Source organism: Streptomyces hebeiensis (assembly GCF_052983195.1).
Genome location: NZ_CM129812.1, coordinates 5,154,576 through 5,172,926, shown reverse-complemented (window position 1 = coordinate 5,172,926; position 18,351 = coordinate 5,154,576). Strand labels below are relative to the sequence as shown.

Sequence of the window (18,351 nt, the reverse complement as noted above, 5' to 3'; positions counted from 1 at the left end):
GATCTGCGCATGACAGCGACGGAAGCGAACGGCCGGCATTGGGCTCCCGGCACCCAGATCCTGTGGCGGTACCGCGAGAACGCCGGGAACCGTGTGCACATCTGCCGTCCCGTCACGGTCGTACAGGACACCGACGAACTGCTCGCCGCCTGGCTGGCCCCGGACACCCCGTGCGTGCGCCCGATGCTCGCGGACGGCACGCCCGTCAACCACGAGCCGCTGGCCACCCGCTACACCAAGCCGCGCACGGTGGTGCGCGACCGCTGGTACGGGATGGGCGTGCTGAAGCTCGCCCGGCCCGGCGAACCCTGGTCGGTGTGGCTGTGGTGGGAGCGCGGCTGGCGCTTCCAGAACTGGTACGTGAACCTGGAGGAGCCCCGTACCCGCTGGGCGGGCGGTGTGGACTCCGAGGACCACTTCCTCGACATCGACGTCTACCCGGACCACAGCTGGCGGTGGCGCGACGAGGACGAGTTCGCCCAGGCGCAGCGGGACGGCCTGATGGGACCCGCGCAGGCGCGCCGGGTGCGCGAGGCCGGGCGGGCCGCGGTCGAGGCGATCAGCGCCTGGGGCGCCCCGTACAGCGAGGGATGGGAGCGCTGGCGGCCCGATCCTGGCTGGACGGTGCCTGAGCTCCCCGAGGGCTGGGACCGGGCGCCGGTACGGGCGGAGGCGACGGCCTCGTGACCGCGACGGTGACTGTCCGAATGCGCGCCACCCGAGGTCGTGATCACCCGGGCGCGTCCGGCCCCGTCATGAGACCCTTGATGTGCCCCCTGGGTGCAAACGTAGGATCGTCCTCCGGAACACCGAAGACTGTCCCAACAAGTGTATACAGCAAGCGGCCTGACCAGCAGTCACATCCTGCGTCACACCGTTGCCCACACCGTTAGCCGCTACGAACGCACATCACGACGACCGTGCAGCACAACGATCGCGAGTCACCAGGAGGGGGTGGAGCCATGCGGGAGGGCTGCCACCCTGCCCAAGCGATCGCATCGCACCACCGGCCCGGACGGACGGAACCCCACGCGTGACGGAGCATCCACCCTCCCACGAAGGCCGGCAGCCCCTGGTTGCCCGGCCGCAGGAACGCACCCGGCCGCGAACGGAGGCGGCGGCCTCCGCGCCGCCGCAGCCGGCCGCGCCACAGCCCGCCGTACCGGGCCCGGCCACGGATCTCGCCGGCCTCGCGCGGCGCGAGGGCGACCGGCTGCGCTTCGTCGGAGCCGCCACCCGCCGGATCGCGCGCGGCATAGACCTGGACGAGATCGTGCTGGGGCTGTGCCGGGCGACCGTGCCGACGTTCTCCGACGCGATACTGGTCTACCTCCGCGACCCGCTGCCCGTCGGTGACGAGCGGCCGGTGCTGCCGTTCGTGCTGCGGCTGCGGCGCACGGACCGGCTGCGGCTGACCGACGAGGACCTGGAGAACGGCCCGCCCGGCGCCACCATCCCGCCGCAGACGGTGGACACCCTGCGGCTGCCGATCCTGGACCCGCAGTCCGACGTGATCCCGGCCCCCGAGCTGTGCGAGGTGCACTCGGGCGGCGCGCTCTCGGAGGTGCTGCGGGGCGTGCGTCCGGTGTTCGGCGACTCGGCCGCGGCCCGCGCCGCGCTGCCGGAGCTGCTGGGGGCCGACCGTGCCGTACCGAGCGGGCACCGCGCGATCCTGGCGCCGCTGCGCGGGCGGCGCCGGGTCATCGGCGCCGCCGTCTTCCTGCGCCGGCCGGACCGCGCCGCCTTCGAGCCGAACGACCTGCTGGTGGCGGCGCAGTTGGCGACGCACACGGCACTGGGGATCGACAAGGCGGTGCTCTACGGCCGCGAGGCGTACATCGCGGACGAGCTCCAGCGCACGATGCTGCCGGAGAACCTGCCGCAGCCCACCGGGGTCCGGCTTGCCTCCCGCTATCTCCCGGCCGCCGAGACGGCCCGGGTGGGCGGGGACTGGTACGACGCGATCCCGCTGCCCGGCAGCCGCGTCGCGCTCGTCGTCGGCGACGTCATGGGCCACTCCATGACCTCCGCGGCCATCATGGGCCAGCTGCGCACGACGGCGCAGACGCTGGCCGGTCTGGACCTGCCGCCGCAGGAGGTGCTGCACCACCTGGACGAGCAGGCGCAGCGGCTGGGCACGGACCGGATGGCGACCTGCCTGTACGCCGTGTACGACCCCGTCTCACACCGGATCACGATCGCCAACGCCGGTCACCCGCCGCCGATACTGCTGCACCTGGGCGGCCGGGCCGAGGTGCTGCGAGTACCGCCCGGCGCGCCCATCGGCGTCGGCGGGGTGGACTTCGAGGCGGTCGAGCTGGACGCGCCCTCGGGAGCGACGCTGCTGCTGTACACGGACGGGCTGGTCGAGTCGCGGCTGCGGGACGTGTGGACCGGCATCGAGCAGCTGCGGGAACGGCTCGCGGCCACCGCGCAGCTGACCGGGCCCGACCACGCGCCACCGCTGGAGGCGCTCTGCGACGACGTGCTCGACGTGCTGGGACCCGGCGACCGGGACGACGACATCGCGCTGCTCGCGGCCCGTTTCGACGGGATCGCGCCGAGCGACGTGGCGTACTGGTTCCTGGACCCGGAGGACGCCGCTCCGGGCCGGGCGAGACGCCTGGCCCGGCGGGCGCTCGACCGCTGGGGCCTGGAGGATCTGAGCGACGCGGTGGAGCTGCTGATCAGCGAGGTGGTGACCAACGCCGTCCGGTACGCGGAGCGGCCGGTGACGCTGCGGCTGCTCCGTACGGACGTCCTGCGCTGCGAGGTGGGGGACGACTCACCGCAACTGCCGCGCCAGCGCCGGGCCCGGGACACCGACGAGGGCGGACGCGGGCTGTTCCTGGTCAACCGACTGGCGCGGCGCTGGGGAGCGACGCGGCTGTCCACCGGCAAGGTCGTCTGGTTCGAGCTCCCGACCCGGGCGTAGGAACCCGGGCGTAGGGACCCGGGCGTGAGGACCCGGGCGTGAGGACCCGGGCGTGAGGACCCGGGCGTGAGGACCCGGGCGTAGGGACGAGCACGGCCGCGCTGCCCCCGTCATCCGTGTCATCCCCGTCATCCGTCACCGGCCCGTCAGCGGCCCCTGCCCCACGTCCGGTTCACCGCTGGGCGAGCCGCCGGGCTCGGGCGGCTGCTCGCCGCCGCCGTCCGGCGGAGGCTCGATCGACGGCGAGGGCCCGGAGCTCTCCGACGGCGCCTGGGAGGGCGGCCGGCTCGGAGTCACGGACGGCGGGTCGGCGGGTGACTCCGGCGACGGGCTCCGCGAGGGCTGTTCCGAGGGCGAACTCTGCGGGGAGGAAGCGGTCGGAGGCGGGCCGGGAGCCGTCGGCAGGGGCTGGGGGACGTCCAGGTCGAACGTGGCGTCGGAGCCGCCGTTCAGCGCGCCGCGGGTGTAGTCGGCCCATATCCGGGCGGGGAAGCCGCCGCCGTTCGCCCGGCCGGAGTCGGCCGTGCCGGTCAGGGTGACCTGACCGCCGCCGTCCTTGGGGGACTCGCCGAACAGCGCGACGACGGTGGTCAGTTCGGGGGTGTATCCGGCGAACCACGCGGACTTGTTGTTCTCCGACGTACCGGTCTTGCCCGCGGCGTCGTAGGCGGTCGTGTCGGCCTCGTGCCCCGATCCGTTGTCCACGACGCCCTGGAGCGCCCGGGTCACGGTGTCGGCGCTCTCCCGGTCGATCACCTGGTCACCGACCGGGTCCGGCAGGTCGACCGTACGGTCCTTGTGCGTGGCCGACTTCAGGATCGACGGGGTGATCTTCCGGCCGTGGTGGTCGAGCGTGGCGTACACCCCGGCCATGTCCCAGGTGGAGGCGTTCATCGTGCCGAGGGTGATCGCGGGGGTCGCGGGGAAGTTCTCGTCGGGCATCCCGAGGCCGAGCGCGGTCCGCTTGACCGCGTCGGGGCCGACGTCCACGACCATCTGCGCGAAGACGGAGTTGACGGAGTCGTTCATCGCCCGCTGGACGTCGATCTTCCCGTAGTCCCGGCCGTCCTCGTTCTGCGGGGCGAACGGGATGTCGCTGCCGACGACGGGCCGTTCGCTGGTGCCGTCGTAGACCGTGCCGAGGCCGATGGCCCGGCCGTCCTGGGTCTTGGAGCCGTTCTCCAGGGCCGAGGTGAGGACGATCGGCTTGAAGGTCGAGGCGGGCTGGTAGTCGGCCCGGGTGGCGTTGGAGATCCAGTGCTCCGTGGCGCTCCTGCCGCCGTACAGCGCCACGACCCGGCCGGTCTCGGGGTCGACCGAGGTGGCGCCGGCCTGCACGGTCGCGTCCGTCTTGTTGTTCTTCCGGTCGAGCTTGCTCTCCAGCTGGTCGTCGACCGCCTTCTCCAGCCGCTCCTGCCGCTTCCTGTCGATGTTGAGGGTGATCGTCCAGCCGCCGGCGTCGATGTCCGCCTTGTCGACGCCCTGCCGCTCGAGTTCGTCGTCCGCGGCCTCGACCAGATAGCCGGTCTGGCCCTCCAGTCCGTGCGCGGCCTTCGGCTCCCGCGGTACGGGGAAGGTCAGGCCGGAGCGGGTGGAGGCGTCCAGCCAGCGCTGCCCGACCATGTTGTCCAGGACGTAGTTCCAGCGGGCGGTGGCCAGTTTCCTCCCCGTCGCGCCGCCCTGGGCCCAGTCGTACTGGTTGGGGGCCTGGAGCAGTGCGGCCAGGTACGCGCCCTGCGCGACGTTCAGCTTCGAGGCGTCGACGCCGTAGTACGCCTGGGCCGCCGCCTGGATGCCGTACGCGCCACGGCCGTAGTAGCTGGTGTTGAGATACCCGGCGAGGATGGCGCTCTTGCTCTTGCGCTGGTCCACCTTCAGGGAGATCACCAGCTCCTTGAGCTTGCGGGTGACCGTCCGGTCCTGGTTGAGGTAGTAGTTCTTGACGTACTGCTGGGTGATGGTCGAGCCGCCCTGCTTGCCCTTGCCGGAAAGGGTGTTGAACAGGCCTCGCGCGGTGCCCTTGATGTCGACGCCCGCGTCCTTGTAGAAGGTCTTGTTCTCGGCGGCGACGAAGGTGTGCTGGACGTCCTTGGGTATCTGGTCCAGGCCGACGATCTCGCGGTTGACCTCGCCGGTGCGGGCCAGGACCGTGCCGTCGCTGTACTTGTAGACGTTGCTCTGCATCTCGGCCTGCGCGTTGGCGCTGGGCACGGGGACCATCAGGTAGATCACGAAGAGTCCGCCCATGCCGAGCAGGCAGAGCCCGAAGAAGGTGCCGAGCAGCTTCCTCGGTGTGAGGAAACGGCGTTTGCCACCGCTTGACGCGCGCCGGGAGTGCCCGGTCCCCGCGCGTCCGGTCTCAGCTCGGGCCATGGCCGTCTCGCTCCGTTTTCGTCTCCGTGGTGCGCATGTGGTCGGTTCGCGGCCGTTCCTGCCGTTCCGCCCCATCCGGAACATCGCAGCAAGCTAACACCGCACGCCCCGACAAAGCGCACCCGATCCGGTCGTTCCGGACGTGACAATCAGCACCCGCCCGCACTGGAACCGACTCGCGAAACAGCCCCAGGGTTGCCAAAACGATTAATGTGTAATCACAATGATAGCGGTCGTCGCAGTGGCGACCGCAGGACATGACAGCCGCGGCACGCCCGCGGCACGCAGCCGAAAACGGGGCATGAGGATGGCCGTGACCAGCACACACTCCACTGATTCCAGCGCTTCCAGCACGTCCGGCGCGCCCGCCGACGACGCGGTGCGGCTGCCCGCGCCCCGGGTCCGGGAATTCCCGGCGCACGACATCGGCGGCGGGCTCGCCCTGCTGCTGGGGCTGCTCGGGCTGGTCGCGGGCGTCGGGCTGATCGTCCTCGGCACCGCCCTGGCCGGGGGCGCGAAGGTGGCCCTGATCATCGCCGGCGTCCTGATCGCCCTGGCCGCGCTCTTCGCGATGGGCGGGCTGAACATGGTCTCGCCCGGCGAGGCGCGAGTCGTCCAGCTCTTCGGCAGCTACCGCGGCACGGTCCGCACGGACGGGCTGCGCTGGGTCAACCCGCTGACGTCCCGTACGGAGATCTCGACGCGCGTCCGGAACCACGAGACGGCCGTCCTCAAGGTCAACGACGCCTACGGCAACCCGATCGAGCTGGCCGCGGTGGTGGTCTGGAAGGTCGAGGACACCGCACAGGCGACGTTCGAGGTGGACGACTTCCTGGAGTTCGTCTCCACGCAGACCGAGGCGGCCGTGCGCCACATCGCCATCGAGTACCCGTACGACGCCCACGACGACAGCGAGCTGTCGCTGCGCGGCAACGCCGAGGAGATCACGGAGAAGCTGGCGGTCGAGCTGCACGCGCGGGTCGAGGCGGCGGGCGTACAGATCATCGAGTCCCGCTTCACGCACCTCGCGTACGCCCCGGAGATCGCCTCCGCGATGCTCCAGCGCCAGCAGGCGGGTGCGGTCGTGGCGGCGCGGCGGGAGATCGTGGACGGCGCGGTCGGCATGGTCGAGGCGGCGCTGACGCGGCTCACCGAGGAGGAGATCGTGGAGCTGGACTCGGAGCGGAAGGCGACGATGGTGAGCAATCTGCTGGTGGTCCTGTGCGGCGACCGGGCCGCGCAGCCGGTGGTCAACACGGGCTCGCTCTACCAGTGACGGAACGCAAACAGATCCTGCTGCGGCTGGACCCGGCGGTGTACGAGGCGCTGGCGCGCTGGGCCTCCGACGAACTGCGCAGCGCCAACGCGCAGATCGAGTTCCTGCTGCGCAGATCGCTGGCGGAGGCGGGCCGGCTGCCGGGGAACGCGAAGCCGATCCCCCGGCGGGGCCGGCCGAGGAAGCCGGTGGCGGACGGGACACCGCCCGAGGCGTCACCTGGGCCGGAGGCGGCCGGGACCGCGCCAGGAACGCCCGGGGCGCCCGCCTCGGCACCCATCCCGCCGCACGGGACAGCGGGCGAGCCGCCCCGTCCCGAGCCCCCGGCCCCAGGACCGGCCCCGACCGCCGGGGGCGCGCCCCCGGAGCCGAGCACGGACCGGCCCCCGAACCCTCGGCGGGAGGCCTGACGCGACGGGCGGGACCGCCGTCAGGCCGCCGGTCCCGCCCGTCGCGGTGCGGGCGGGGCCACCGGCTCCCGTACGGGCGGGGCCCCCGCCACCCGTACCGGCAGCGACCCGACCGCGTCCCGCAGCGCGCCCGCGAACGCCTCGAACTCGCCGCCGCGCGCCGCGCCGGTACGCATCGCGAGCGCGATCCGGCGCGAGGGCGCGGGGTCCGCGAAGTACCCCGTCTCCAGCTGGTCGTCGCGGCCCGTCTCGACCGTCACCGCCGTTCGCGGGAGCAGCGTCACCCCGAGCCCGCCCGCGACCAGTTGCACCAGCGTGGACAGGCCGGCCGCGGTGGTCGTCGCGGCCACCCCCTCGCCGCGGCCCGCCTCCCGGCAGATGTCCAGCGCCTGGTCACGCAGGCAGTGCCCCTCGTCGAGCAGCAGCAGCGGCAGCTCGCGCAGCACGTCGCGGGGCAGGTCGTGGCGGTCCGCGAGGTCGTGGCCGCGCGGGGTGACCAGGACGAAGTCCTCGGTGAACAGGGGAAGTTCGGTGACGCCCGGCTGCCCCAGCGGCACCGCGAGGAGCAGCAGGTCAAGACGCCCCGCCGCCAACCCGTCCAGCAGGGACGACGTCTGCTCCTCGTGGACCTGGAGGTCCAGGTCCGGGTACCGCTCATGGACCAGGCGCAGCACCGTCGGCAGCAGGTAGGGCGCCACGGTCGGAATCACGCCGAGCCGCAGCACCCCGGTGAAGGGCGCCCGTACCGCCTCGGCCTCCTCCACCAGCTCCCCCACCGCGTCCAGCACCGCCCGGGCCCGGACCGCCAGCCGCTCCCCCGCGGGGGAGAGCAGCACCTTGCGTGTCGTACGCTCCACCAACTGCACGCCCAGTACGTCCTCCAGCGCCGAGACCGCGCCGGAGAGCGCGGGCTGGCTCATCCCGATGGCGGCGGCCGCGTCCCGGAAGTGCAGGTGCTCGGCCACCGCCACGAACGCGCGCAGCTGGGAGAGGCTGGGCTGCCTGGCCCGGGGGCCGGGGTGCTTGCCGGGCCGGGGGCCGGAGTGCTTGACGTGTTGCATGGCCACCACTGATAGGTCCTTCCGATCGCGGCGACCGAGTCTAGCTATTTCTATGATCAATGACGTCTGTGCCACCATCGGTGACCTGTCCAACCCCCTGGAAGACCCCGAAAAGGGGAATTCCGACCCCTGCAAGGAGAGCACGTGCTCACTGTTGGTGACAAGTTCCCCTCGTTCGATCTGACCGCCTGTGTGTCGCTGGAGAGCGGCAAGGAGTTCGAGCAGATCAACCACAAGAGCTACGAGGGCAAGTGGAAGGTCGTCTTCGCCTGGCCCAAGGACTTCACTTTCGTGTGCCCGACGGAGATCGCGGCCTTCGGCCGGCTGAACGACGAGTTCGCCGACCGCGACGCCCAGATCCTCGGGTTCTCCGGTGACTCCGAGTTCGTCCACCACGCCTGGCGCAAGGACCACGACGACCTGCGTGACCTGCCCTTCCCGATGATGGCCGACTCCAAGCACGAGCTGATGCGCGACCTGGGCATCGAGGGCGAGGACGGCTTCGCGCAGCGCGCCGTCTTCATCGTCGACCCGAACAACGAGATCCAGTTCACGATGGTGACCGCCGGTTCCGTCGGCCGTAACCCCAAGGAGGTCCTGCGGGTCCTCGACGCCCTCCAGACGGACGAGCTGTGCCCGTGCAACTGGAGCAAGGGCGAGGACACCCTCGACCCGGTCAAGCTCCTGTCGGGCGAGTGATATCCGATGGCACTCGACGAACTGAAGTCCGCCCTGCCGGACTACGCGAAGGACCTGCGGCTGAACCTCGGCTCGGTCATCGGCAACAGCGACCTGCCGCCGCAGCGGCTCTGGGGCACGGTGCTGGCCTGCGCGATCGCCTCGCGCTCGCCGCGCGTGCTGCGTGAGCTGGAGCCGGAGGCCAAGGCCAACCTGAGCCCCGAGGCGTACACGGCCGCCAAGTCGGCCGCCGCGATCATGGCCATGAACAACGTCTTCTACCGGACCCGGCACCTGCTGTCCGACCCCGAGTACGGGACGCTGCGCGCGGGCCTGCGGATGAACGTCATCGGCAACCCGGGCGTGGAGAAGGTGGACTTCGAGCTCTGGTCGCTCGCCGTCTCCGCCGTCAACGGCTGCGGCCAGTGCCTGGACTCGCACGAGCAGGTGCTGCGCAAGGCGGACGTGGACCGCGAGACGATCCAGGAAGCCTTCAAGATCGCCGCGGTGATCCAGGCGGTCGGCACGACCCTCGACGCGGAGGCCGTCCTGGCCGACGCGGCCGGCTGAGGCTTCCGCCTCGCGGAACGTCAGCGGGCGCGCGTACACGCCCGCGGGGCCCCGGTGGACTCATCCGTCCACCGGGGCCCCGCGCGTCGGTCTCTCGTGTCCGTACCGGCCGCCCGCCGGCTCGGCCTACGTGCTCTCCTGGGCCCGCGCCGGGCTGTCGGACCCGGGCCCGTCCCCCGGCGCCGCCGCCGAAGGTGTGGCCGACGCAGCCGGGCCGTCGGCCACCGCCGGTTCCGGGGCCGAAGCGGCGGCGGGTTCGGGCGGTGCGGGCGCGTGGTGGGGCTCCAGGCCCTGGCTGTACGCGCGGAGGTAGCCGACGACCGTGTTGGTCACCGCCACCAGCGGCACCGCCACCACCGCGCCGCCGATCCCCGCGACCAGGCCGCCGACCGCGACGGCGAGCACGACGGCCAGCGGGTGCACCCGTACCGCTCGGCCCAGGATGAAGGGCTGGAGCACATGGCCCTCGATCTGCTGCACCCCGAGGACGACCAGCAGCACCATCAGCGCCGTGAACACGTCCTGGGTGACCAGCGCCACGACCACGGCCAGCGCCCCGGAGACCACCGCGCCGACCAGGGGCACGAAGGCGCCCAGGAAGATGCAGACCGCCAGCGGCACGGCCAGCGGGACGTCGAGGAAGTACAGGCCGAGCCCGATGAAGATCGCGTCGATCAGGGCCACCAGCACCGTGCCCCGCACGTACGCGGTGAGGGTGTGCCAGGCTCGCGGGCCCGCGCCCGCCACGCCCTCCCGGGCCTGCGCCGGAACCAGCTTGAGCGCCCACTGCCAGATCTTCGACCCGTCGTACAGCAGGAACAGCGTCGAGAAGATCGCGAGGAACATCCCGGTCAGGAACTCCACCATCACGGTCACGCCCTGGAGGCCGGCGGAGGTGATCGCCTCGGTGTTGGAGCCGACGAAGTCGTTCAGGTTCTTCGCTATGTCGTTGATCTGGTCCTCGGTCACATGGAACGGGCTGTTGAGGAGCCAGGACTTGAGCTCCTCGATACCGTCCGTGACCCGGTGGGAGAGGTCGTCGATGTTCTCCATGACCTGCCACACCACGAACCAGCCGACCAGCCCCATGAGGACGAAGCCGGCCACCGCCGTCAGGGCGGTGGCGAGACCGCGCGGGACGCCCGTGCGCTTGAGCCAGGCGACCGTGGGCTGGAGCAGTGCCGTGATCAACAGGGCCGCGACAAAGGCCAGCACGACCAGTTGCACGGCGCTGATGACGTGCATCAGCACCCACAGCGTGCCCGCGAGGACGAGCAGCCGCCAGCCGGCCTCGGCCGCGACCCGGATGCCCCACGGTATGGCCTCGACCGGTTCGGGCCTGGCGGAGACCGCGGGGGCGTACGCGGGGGGCGGGGGGACCGCTCCGTCGGCCGGCGCCGGAGCGGCCGGTTCGCCGGCCTCCGCCTCGGCTCTGCGTTCGGCCTCGGCCCTGCGCTCTTCCAGGCGCTCGCCGATACGGGTCAGCTCCGCGCCCACCTGACCGAGCCACCCCGGCACTTTCGACATGATGCTTCCTCTTCCCCCTGTCGCTCTCCCCACGCTCGGTCCCGGGGGTCGTCGGGACCGACGGTACACGTGCGCAGCCCCCCACCGTAGGACGGCGGAGGGCTGCGTGGGGTTGAGCGCCGGACAGAGAGGTTCCGGCGGACTCACATGCCTAGTACCAGTTGTTGGCCTGCCAGAACGACCACGCGCCACAGGGGCTGTCGTAGCGCTCGTTCATGTAGTTCAGGCCCCACTTGATCTGGGTGGCCGGGTTGGTCTGCCAGTCGGCGCCCGCGGAGGCCATCTTGGAGCCGGGCAGCGCCTGCACCAGGCCGTACGCGCCCGAAGAGGGGTTCTGCGCCTTGTAGTTCCACGTCGACTCGTGGTTCACGATGTTGCTGAAGCACTGGAACTGGTCGGCCGGCACGATCTGCCGGGCGATCGCCTGGACCTCGGCGACGGTGTAGGAGCTCTGCTGCGTGAAGGACGCGGAACGGACCTCGTCGCGGCTGGCGCGCTCCTTCTCCGCCGCCGCCTTCTTGCGCTCCTCCTCCGCCTTGCGCTCCTCCTCGGCCGCCTTGTCGGCCGCCTTCTTCTTGGAGGTGGCGTCCTTGGCGGCCTGGATACGAGCGGATTCCTCGGCGGACTTCTTCGCCGTCGCGTCGGCGGCGGCCGCCTGCACGTCCGCCTGCTGGGCCAGTGACGCGGTCTGCACCTGCGCCTGCTGCCCCGCGGGGATGTCCGCGAGGAGGGTCGTATCGGCTGCGGTCGTCTCGAAGTTGTCGTCCGACGCGACCTGGGCGGTGTTGCCCGAGGCAACGCCGACGACGGCGCCGACGGTGGTGACCGCGGTGGCCGACGCCACAGCGAACCCCCGGACCGAGATCCGGCTCACACGGTGTCCTTCCAGCATCGCCCGCATAGGTGACCTCGCGGGCGCGGATCGTGCCCCTGGCACTGGCCTCCACTGCTACTGGTCACGGGAGACACGGGCCCGGCGGGCAACCCCGGTACGGGGCTGCCGCGTGGTTCGCGGGCGGCATGCGGCGACAGCTTTTGAGTTGTGTGGTGCCACACCCATGGAGGTGTGCGTGTGCCGCATGCGGGGCCTGACGGAAGCAAGACTCTGCCGGACGGCGCCGCCGCGAGGCAATTCCCTGTCGCGTGGGAAAGCTCACACTCCGTTTGTGGCAAGGGATTCGAGGAAAAGGCGCGCGGCACTACGCCGCCCGGCTAGGCTCTATCGCCTTTGCCGGGCGGCGCCAACTGCGGTGATACGGGGCGCAATACGCGTGACGCGCACATCACCGTACAGCACCCCGCACAACTCCCTAAATCTGCCCGTCCTCCAGCATTTCGGTCACGAGCGCGGCGATGCGGGAGCGCTCGGAGCGGGTGAGCGTGACATGCGCGAAGAGCGGATGTCCTTTCAGTTTCTCCACGACCGCGACAATTCCGTCGTACCGCCCTACGCGCAGGTTGTCCCGCTGCGCCACGTCATGGGTGAGGACCACCCGGGAGTCCGCCCCGATCCTGGACAGGACGGTCAGCAGCACGTTCCGCTCCAGCGACTGGGCCTCGTCGACGATGACGAACGCGTCGTGCAGGGACCGGCCGCGGATGTGCGTGAGCGGCAGCACTTCGAGCATGCCCCGCCCCAGCACCTCCTCGATCACCTCGCGGCCGGCGACCGCGGAGAGCGTGTCGAAGACCGCCTGCGCCCAGGGGCTCATCTTCTCGGCCTCGGTGCCGGGCAGATAGCCGAGCTCCTGGCCGCCGACCGCGTACAACGGCCGGAAGACCATGACCTTCTGGTGCTGCCTGCGCTCCAGCACGGCCTCCAGCCCCGCGCACAGCGCGAGCGCCGACTTGCCGGTGCCCGCCCGGCCGCCCATCGACACGATGCCGACGTCCTGGTCGAGGAGGAGGTCCAGGGCGATGCGCTGCTCCGCGCTGCGGCCGTGGATCCCGAACGCCTCGCGGTCACCCCTGACCAGCCGGACATTGCCCTCGGCGGTGACCCGGCCGAGCGCCTTGCCGCGCTCGGACAGCAGGACCAGCCCCGTGTGCACGGGCAGGTCCGCCGCCTCGGGCACGTAGAGCGTCTCCTCCGAGAACAGCAGGTCCACCTGGTCCCCGGTGAGCGACAGCTCGCTCATGCCCGTCCAGCCGGAGTCGGTGATGGCGAGTTCCGCGCGGTACTCCTCGGCCAGGAGGCCGACGGAGGACGCCTTGATGCGCAGCGGCAGGTCCTTGGAGACGACCGTCACGTCGTACCCCTCCGCCTGGAGGTTGCGCGCGACCGCGAGGATCCGGGAGTCGTTGTCCCCCAGCCGGAAGCCCGCGGGCAGGATGCCGGGGTCGGAGTGGTTGAGCTCGACGCGCAGGGTGCCGCCCAGGTCGCCGAGCGGGACGGGGGCGTCGAGACGTCCGTACCTGACCCGGAAGTCGTCCAGCAGGCGCAGCGCCTGCCGGGCGAAGTAGCCGAGTTCCGGATGGTGCCTCTTGGCCTCCAACTCCGTGATCACCACGATCGGGAGCACCACTTCGTGCTCGTCGAAGCGGGACATGGCGTTCGGATCGGCCAGCAGGACGCTGGTGTCGAGAACGTAGGTGCGCCTGTCGGGCGTGCGGCGCTTTGTGCTGGTCACCACGGAAGGACGTACCCCCTCGGATGAGGTCGGGGTGCGACGGCGTCGCGGGGCGGGTGGGCCGGGCACGGACCTCTGCGCGGGCCGAGCTCCGGCCCTCCGAGTCGCCCGTACGTCTCACCGCACGGTCGTCCTGGTGCAAAGGGCCTCCCGGGCGGACGGCCCCATGCCGTCCGCTGAGACGCGATGTCCCTCTTACTTTCGGACACCGGCTTGGGGGAGGTATTCCCTCGAACGCGCGCCGCCATGCCGGAGCGGACGGCGGACAGCGGGTGAACCGATGGTGAAGAGCCCGGGCGAGGCGCCGCGGAACCGGGCGTTTCCAGTCACGAGCGGGCGGGCCGCCGGGGGTTCGGCGCCCGGTCAAGGCCCGTCAGGGCCGGTCAGGGGCCGGTCAGACCCGGTCAGCCGCCGTAACGACGGCCGCGTGCCGCGTAGTCGCGCAGGGCACGGAGGAAGTCCACCTTACGGAAAGCCGGCCAGAAGACTTCGCAGAAGTAGTACTCCGAATGGGCGGTCTGCCAGAGCATGAACCCCGACAGCCGCTGCTCGCCGCTGGTCCGGATGACCAGATCCGGGTCCGGCTGCCCGCGCGTGTAGAGGTGGGAGGAGATCATGTCGATGTCGACGATCTCGGCCAGGTCCTCGAAGCTGGTGCCCTTGTCCGCGTGGTCCAGCAGCAGCGAGCGGACGGCGTCCGCGATCTCCTGTCGGCCGCCGTACCCGACGGCGACGTTGACGAGTATGCCCTTGTTGCCGGCGGTGGCCTCCTCGGCCTCCTTGAGGACGGTCTGGGTGCCGGCGGGCAGCAGGTCGAGCGTGCCGACGTGGTGCACGCGCCAGCGGCCGTCGGCCGCGATGTCGCGGACGGCGTCCTCGATGATGGCGACGAGCGGCTTGAGCTGTTCCTCGGGACGGCTGAGGTTGTCCGTGGAGAGCATCCAGAGCGTGACGACCTCGACGTCGGTCTCGGAGCACCAGCCGAGCAGTTCCTGGATCTTGCTGGCCCCGGCCTTGTGCCCCTGCTCGGCGGTCCCGCCGGAGGCCCGGGCCCAGCGGCGGTTGCCGTCGAGGATGACCCCGATGTGCTTGGGCACCTGGGTGTGGTCGAGACGGCCCTCCACGCGGCGTGCGTAGAGCCTGTACACCAGGTCGCGCAAGTTCACTGAGTCCACCTCTCGACTTTTGACGGGGACCGGCTCGGTTTTTGAGGGGGACCGGCGCGTCCGCTCACGGGATCCTGGGGCCGGTCCTGGGACCCCGAAGCCGTCACACTACTGCGCGGGTGCCACCGGCACCCAACCCGGTATGTCACAAGTCCGTGATAAGGAGAGAAGCGTGACTCATTTTCCCCCTCACCTCGCGACCGACAGCCGGTATGACGCCATGGAGTACCGGCGCAGTGGGCGCAGTGGCCTGAAACTGCCCGCGATCTCCCTGGGCCTGTGGCACAACTTCGGCGACGACCGCGCGCTCGATTCACAGCGCGCGATCCTGCGCCGCGCCTTTGATCTCGGGATCACACACTTCGACCTCGCGAACAACTACGGACCGCCGCCGGGATCGGCCGAGCTGAATTTCGGCAAGCTCTTCGCCCAGGATTTCTCGTCTTATCGGGACGAAATCATCATTTCGACCAAGGCCGGATATCGGATGCGTCCCGGCCCCTATGGCGAATGGGGCTCCCGGAAGTATCTGCTGTCGTCGCTGGACGCGTCCCTGAAGCGGATGGGGGTGGATTACGTCGACATCTTCTACTCGCACCGCTTCGACGCGAACACTCCGCTGGAGGAGACGATGGGCGCGCTGGCGTCCGCCGTCCGGCAGGGCAAGGCGCTGTACGTGGGGGTGTCGTCGTACCGGGCGGAGCAGACCGTGGAGGCCGCCGCCCTGCTGGCGGAGATGGGCGTGCCGGCCCTGATCCACCAGCCGTCGTACTCGATGCTCAACCGCTGGATCGAGGACGACGGGCTGCTGGACACCCTGGAGACGGCCGGAATGGGCTGTATCGCGTTCGCCCCGCTGGCGCAGGGCCTGTTGACGGACAAGTACCTGAAGGGGATCCCGGAGGGTTCCCGGGCCGCGCGGGACACGTCGCTGGATCCGGGCCTGCTGTCGGAGGAGGTGCTGCGGCGGCTGAGCGGGCTGAACGAGATCGCCCGGCGCCGGGGCCAGTCGCTGGCCCAGCTGGCGCTGCGGTGGGTGCTGCGTGACCCGAGGATGACGTCCGCGCTGATCGGTGCCTCCAGCGTGCGGCAGCTGGAGGACAACGTGGCGTCGCTGGCCGGGCCCGCGCTGAGCGAGGAGGAACTGCGGGAGATCGACGCGTTCGCGGTGGACACGGCGGGGACGAACATCTGGGCGGCGCGGAGCTGACGGCGCCGGGCTGACGACTCCGAGCTGACGCCGGGCCGGGACGGGACCGGCGGGCTGGTCCAGGACCGACGGTCGGCTTGAGGTCGGCGGGTCGGCGGGCCGGTGTGAGGCCGGCGGGCCCCGCCCGGACCGGCCGGGACCGGCGAGGCGGGGAACCGGCCGGTCCCGCGACAGAGAACCGGGCCGGTCCGTGGGGGGGATACGGACCGGCCCGAGGGGGGGTTTCCACCATAACCCTTCGTAAGGGCGGATGGAGCCCTTGGCGTGCCGGGGAGTCGTGAAGGAATGACCAAAGGACGCCCCGTGGCCAGGTATGTCGCGCTTGATGACGTTTTCGGATGGCGGTATGGCGCATAGTCGCCATGGCGTGTCGTCACCCACAGGAGCGAACCTCTCTCGGTCGCCCTTGACCCGGACCGGGTGCCGGGGACGTGGAGAAGCCGGAGGCGTGACCGGGCGACCGGAGCGGGCGGAGCCCCCGGGGCGGGCGGGGCCACCGGGGCGGGCCGGGCGGATCGGAGGCGTCGGCGCGGGCTACGGGGCGGCCCGGTCCGGTTTGGCGGCCTCGATCAGGAAGCGGGTCGTCGTCGCCACGAAGGGGCCTTCGGCCTCGATGCGCCGGTGCAGCCCGGCCAGCAGGTCCCGGTACCGCTCGACCGTGAAGTCGGGCACCATCCAGATCACCTTGCGCAGGTAGTGCACGACGGCTCCGACGTCGAAGAACTCGGTGCGCAGCCGCGCCGTCCGCAGATCGACGACCTCGAGCCCGGCCGCCTCGGCACCGCGCACGGCGTGGCGGGGATCGCGGTGGTCGCGTAGCTCGGGCGGCTGCGGGCCGAGGAAGTACTCGACCAGCTCGAAGACGCTGGCGGGCCCGACCTCCTGGGAGAAATAGGTACCGCCGGGCCGCAGGACCCGGGCGGCCTCGTCCCACCGGACGCGTACGGGGTGCCGACTGACGACCAGGTCGAAAACGCCGTCGGCGAACGGCAGCGGCGAGTCGTCGGAACAGGCCACCAGACGCACCCCGCGGGGCCGCAGCCGGGCGGCGGCCCGGCCGATGTTCGGCGGCCATCCCTCGGTGGCCACGGTGAGCGGCGGCAACTCGGGTACGGACGCGAGGACTTCACCGCCGCCCGTCTGGAGGTCCAGCGCGGCGGTGGCCCGTGCCATACGGGCGGCCATGGAGCGGGCGTAGCCCCAAGGAGGACGTTCCTCGGTCGCCCGGCCGTCCAGCCAGGAGAAGTCCCATCCCTCGACGGGAGAGGCCTCGGCCTCGGCGATCAGTTCTTCGAAGCGGCGGTCGGACAGCGGCATGGGGATGATGGTGGCAGAGGGGATCCGGCGGGGGCGAACGGTTTTGGGGCGGTGACTCGGCGGGCGGCACCGGTCGTCGGGCGGTCCCGTCGGTGATCGGCGAGCGGGTGTCGGTCATCGGCGGACGGCGTCGGTCACGGGGCGGGCGGTGGCGTCGGTCACGGGGCGGGCGCTGCCGTCGGTCACGGGGCGGCGAGGGCGCCCAGGACGATGCCGAGGAACGCCCCGATGATCATGAACGGGCCGAAGGGGATCGCCGACTTGCGGCCCGCGCGGCGCAGCAGGATCAGCCCGATCCCGTACAGCGAGCCCAGCAGGAATCCGACGAACGCGCCGACGAACAGCGTCGGCCAGCCGTACCAGCCGAGGACCACACCGAGCGAGAGGGCGAGCTTGACGTCACCGAAGCCCATCCCGTTGGGGTTGATCAGGAACAGCACGAAGTAACAGGCACCGAGGGCGAGTCCGCCGAGCACGGCGGTGTGCCAGGCTCCCCCGTGCCCGGGGAGCAGCGCCACGAGCCCGAGCAGCACGGTGGCCGCTCCGGCGAGGGGGAGCGTGAGCTGGTCGGGCAGCCGGTGGACATTGCGGTCGACGAGCGCGAGCAGCACGGCGAAGGGCGCGAGCAGCAGCCAGACACCCAGCTCCGGCCGGGCCCCGACCGCGGCGGCGAGCAACGCGCAGGTGAGGGCGGTGAGAAGCGGCACGAGGAGGGAGGGCCGGTACGGGACGGCCCGGCCGGGGCCGGTCCCGACGGCGGCACGGTCGGAGGTGGGGGCCCGCTCGGAGTCCGGGGCCGGGGCCGCATCCGGGGCGGGGCCGGAGGCCGGCGCGGGATCCGGGTTCGGCGCGGGATCCGGTACGGCGTACGGGTCCGGGGCGGCGGCCGGGTCCGGGGCGGCGGCCGGGCTTGTCGGGTCGCCGCCGGGCACGGAGCCGGCCGTGTACGGGGCGGCCACGCCCGCGGCCGCCCGGAGCGTACGGCAGGTGGCGCAGGTCGCCGGGCCCAGCCAGCCCCCGGCCGGGCCGGTGAACGGGTGGCCCGCCGGACAGCCCTGGCGCCAGGGTTCGTCCGGCTCGACCGAGAGCCGGTACGCCGCGCGTGGCAGCAGCAGTCCGGTGGCTCCGCCCCAGAGAGCGGCGACGACGATCAGCGTGGCGTACACGACACCGACCCTAGGGCCAACGGCGGGCCCGG

Annotated in this window: 14 protein-coding genes and 1 pseudogene; 7 read left to right on the top strand and 8 right to left on the bottom strand. The window is 71.7% G+C overall.

The annotated features are described in order from the left end of the window. The first annotated feature begins 9 nt into the window (after positions 1–9). On the top strand, positions 10–687 hold the full coding sequence (gene fomD / locus ACU6P3_RS22320) for a cytidylyl-2-hydroxypropylphosphonate hydrolase (protein WP_447193821.1): 678 nt from the start codon (positions 10–12) through the stop codon (positions 685–687). Positions 688–1,033: 346 nt separating this feature from the next. Next, positions 1,034–2,935, top strand: a complete 1,902-nt coding sequence (locus tag ACU6P3_RS22315; protein ID WP_447193820.1) for a SpoIIE family protein phosphatase — start codon at positions 1,034–1,036, stop codon at positions 2,933–2,935. A 135-nt stretch (positions 2,936–3,070) separates the two neighbouring features. Here ACU6P3_RS22315 and ACU6P3_RS22310 read toward each other — a convergent pair whose 3' ends face one another. Continuing rightward, entirely contained in the window at positions 3,071–5,308 is a 2,238-nt protein-coding gene (locus ACU6P3_RS22310) for a transglycosylase domain-containing protein (RefSeq protein ID WP_447193819.1), read from the bottom strand. 307 nt (positions 5,309–5,615) lie between these two features. On the opposite strand from ACU6P3_RS22310, the gene ACU6P3_RS22305 reads away from it, so the two are divergent. Both ACU6P3_RS22305 and ACU6P3_RS22300 read left to right on the top strand, forming a co-directional pair. After that, positions 5,616–6,584, top strand: a complete 969-nt coding sequence (locus tag ACU6P3_RS22305) for an SPFH domain-containing protein (RefSeq protein WP_447193818.1) — start codon at positions 5,616–5,618, stop codon at positions 6,582–6,584. After that, a pseudogene (locus ACU6P3_RS22300) lies at positions 6,530–6,793 on the top strand (type II toxin-antitoxin system antitoxin); the annotation flags it as partial. The gene ACU6P3_RS22305 and the pseudogene ACU6P3_RS22300, both read left to right, overlap by 55 nt. Before the next feature lie 221 nt (positions 6,794–7,014). Here the strand turns inward: ACU6P3_RS22300 and ACU6P3_RS22295 are convergent. Next, complete coding sequence (locus ACU6P3_RS22295; protein WP_447198016.1) at positions 7,015–8,055, bottom strand: hydrogen peroxide-inducible genes activator; 1,041 nt, start codon at positions 8,053–8,055, stop codon at positions 7,015–7,017. Positions 8,056–8,199: 144 nt separating this feature from the next. Here ACU6P3_RS22295 and ACU6P3_RS22290 point away from each other — a divergent pair, with 144 nt between their 5' ends. Further along, positions 8,200–8,754, top strand: a complete 555-nt coding sequence (locus ACU6P3_RS22290) for a peroxiredoxin (RefSeq protein WP_030749852.1) — start codon at positions 8,200–8,202, stop codon at positions 8,752–8,754. A gap of 6 nt (positions 8,755–8,760) precedes the next feature. After that, positions 8,761–9,303, top strand: coding sequence for an alkyl hydroperoxide reductase (locus ACU6P3_RS22285; RefSeq protein ID WP_030749855.1), 543 nt, complete (start codon positions 8,761–8,763; stop codon positions 9,301–9,303). A gap of 126 nt (positions 9,304–9,429) precedes the next feature. Here the strand turns inward: ACU6P3_RS22285 and ACU6P3_RS22280 are convergent, their stop codons facing one another. The 4 genes from ACU6P3_RS22280 to ACU6P3_RS22265 form a co-directional block, all read right to left on the bottom strand. Beyond that, the gene (locus ACU6P3_RS22280; RefSeq protein ID WP_447193817.1) at positions 9,430–10,830 is read right to left on the bottom strand and encodes an AI-2E family transporter; all 1,401 of its coding nucleotides are present in this window, start codon (positions 10,828–10,830) and stop codon (positions 9,430–9,432) included. 151 nt (positions 10,831–10,981) lie between these two features. Then, the gene (locus ACU6P3_RS22275; protein ID WP_447193816.1) at positions 10,982–11,704 is read right to left on the bottom strand and encodes an aggregation-promoting factor C-terminal-like domain-containing protein; all 723 of its coding nucleotides are present in this window, start codon (positions 11,702–11,704) and stop codon (positions 10,982–10,984) included. Between the two features lie 436 nt (positions 11,705–12,140). Further along, positions 12,141–13,463, bottom strand: coding sequence for an RNA 5'-3' helicase PhoH2 (phoH2, locus tag ACU6P3_RS22270; protein ID WP_030749861.1), 1,323 nt, complete (start codon positions 13,461–13,463; stop codon positions 12,141–12,143). A gap of 401 nt (positions 13,464–13,864) precedes the next feature. Continuing rightward, positions 13,865–14,626: an isoprenyl transferase gene (locus ACU6P3_RS22265; RefSeq protein ID WP_030749863.1), complete on the bottom strand. Its 762-nt coding sequence runs from the start codon at positions 14,624–14,626 to the stop codon at positions 13,865–13,867. Positions 14,627–14,798: 172 nt separating this feature from the next. Between ACU6P3_RS22265 and mgrA the strand changes: the two genes are divergently transcribed. Next, entirely contained in the window at positions 14,799–15,836 is a 1,038-nt protein-coding gene (gene mgrA / locus ACU6P3_RS22260) for an L-glyceraldehyde 3-phosphate reductase (RefSeq protein ID WP_447193815.1), read from the top strand. Between the two features lie 534 nt (positions 15,837–16,370). Here the strand turns inward: mgrA and ACU6P3_RS22255 are convergent. After that, positions 16,371–17,153: a class I SAM-dependent methyltransferase gene (locus ACU6P3_RS22255; protein WP_447193814.1), complete on the bottom strand. Its 783-nt coding sequence runs from the start codon at positions 17,151–17,153 to the stop codon at positions 16,371–16,373. Between the two features lie 182 nt (positions 17,154–17,335). Continuing rightward, the gene (locus tag ACU6P3_RS22250; RefSeq protein ID WP_447193813.1) at positions 17,336–18,319 is read right to left on the bottom strand and encodes a prepilin peptidase; all 984 of its coding nucleotides are present in this window, start codon (positions 18,317–18,319) and stop codon (positions 17,336–17,338) included. Between the last annotated feature and the right edge of the window lie 32 nt (positions 18,320–18,351).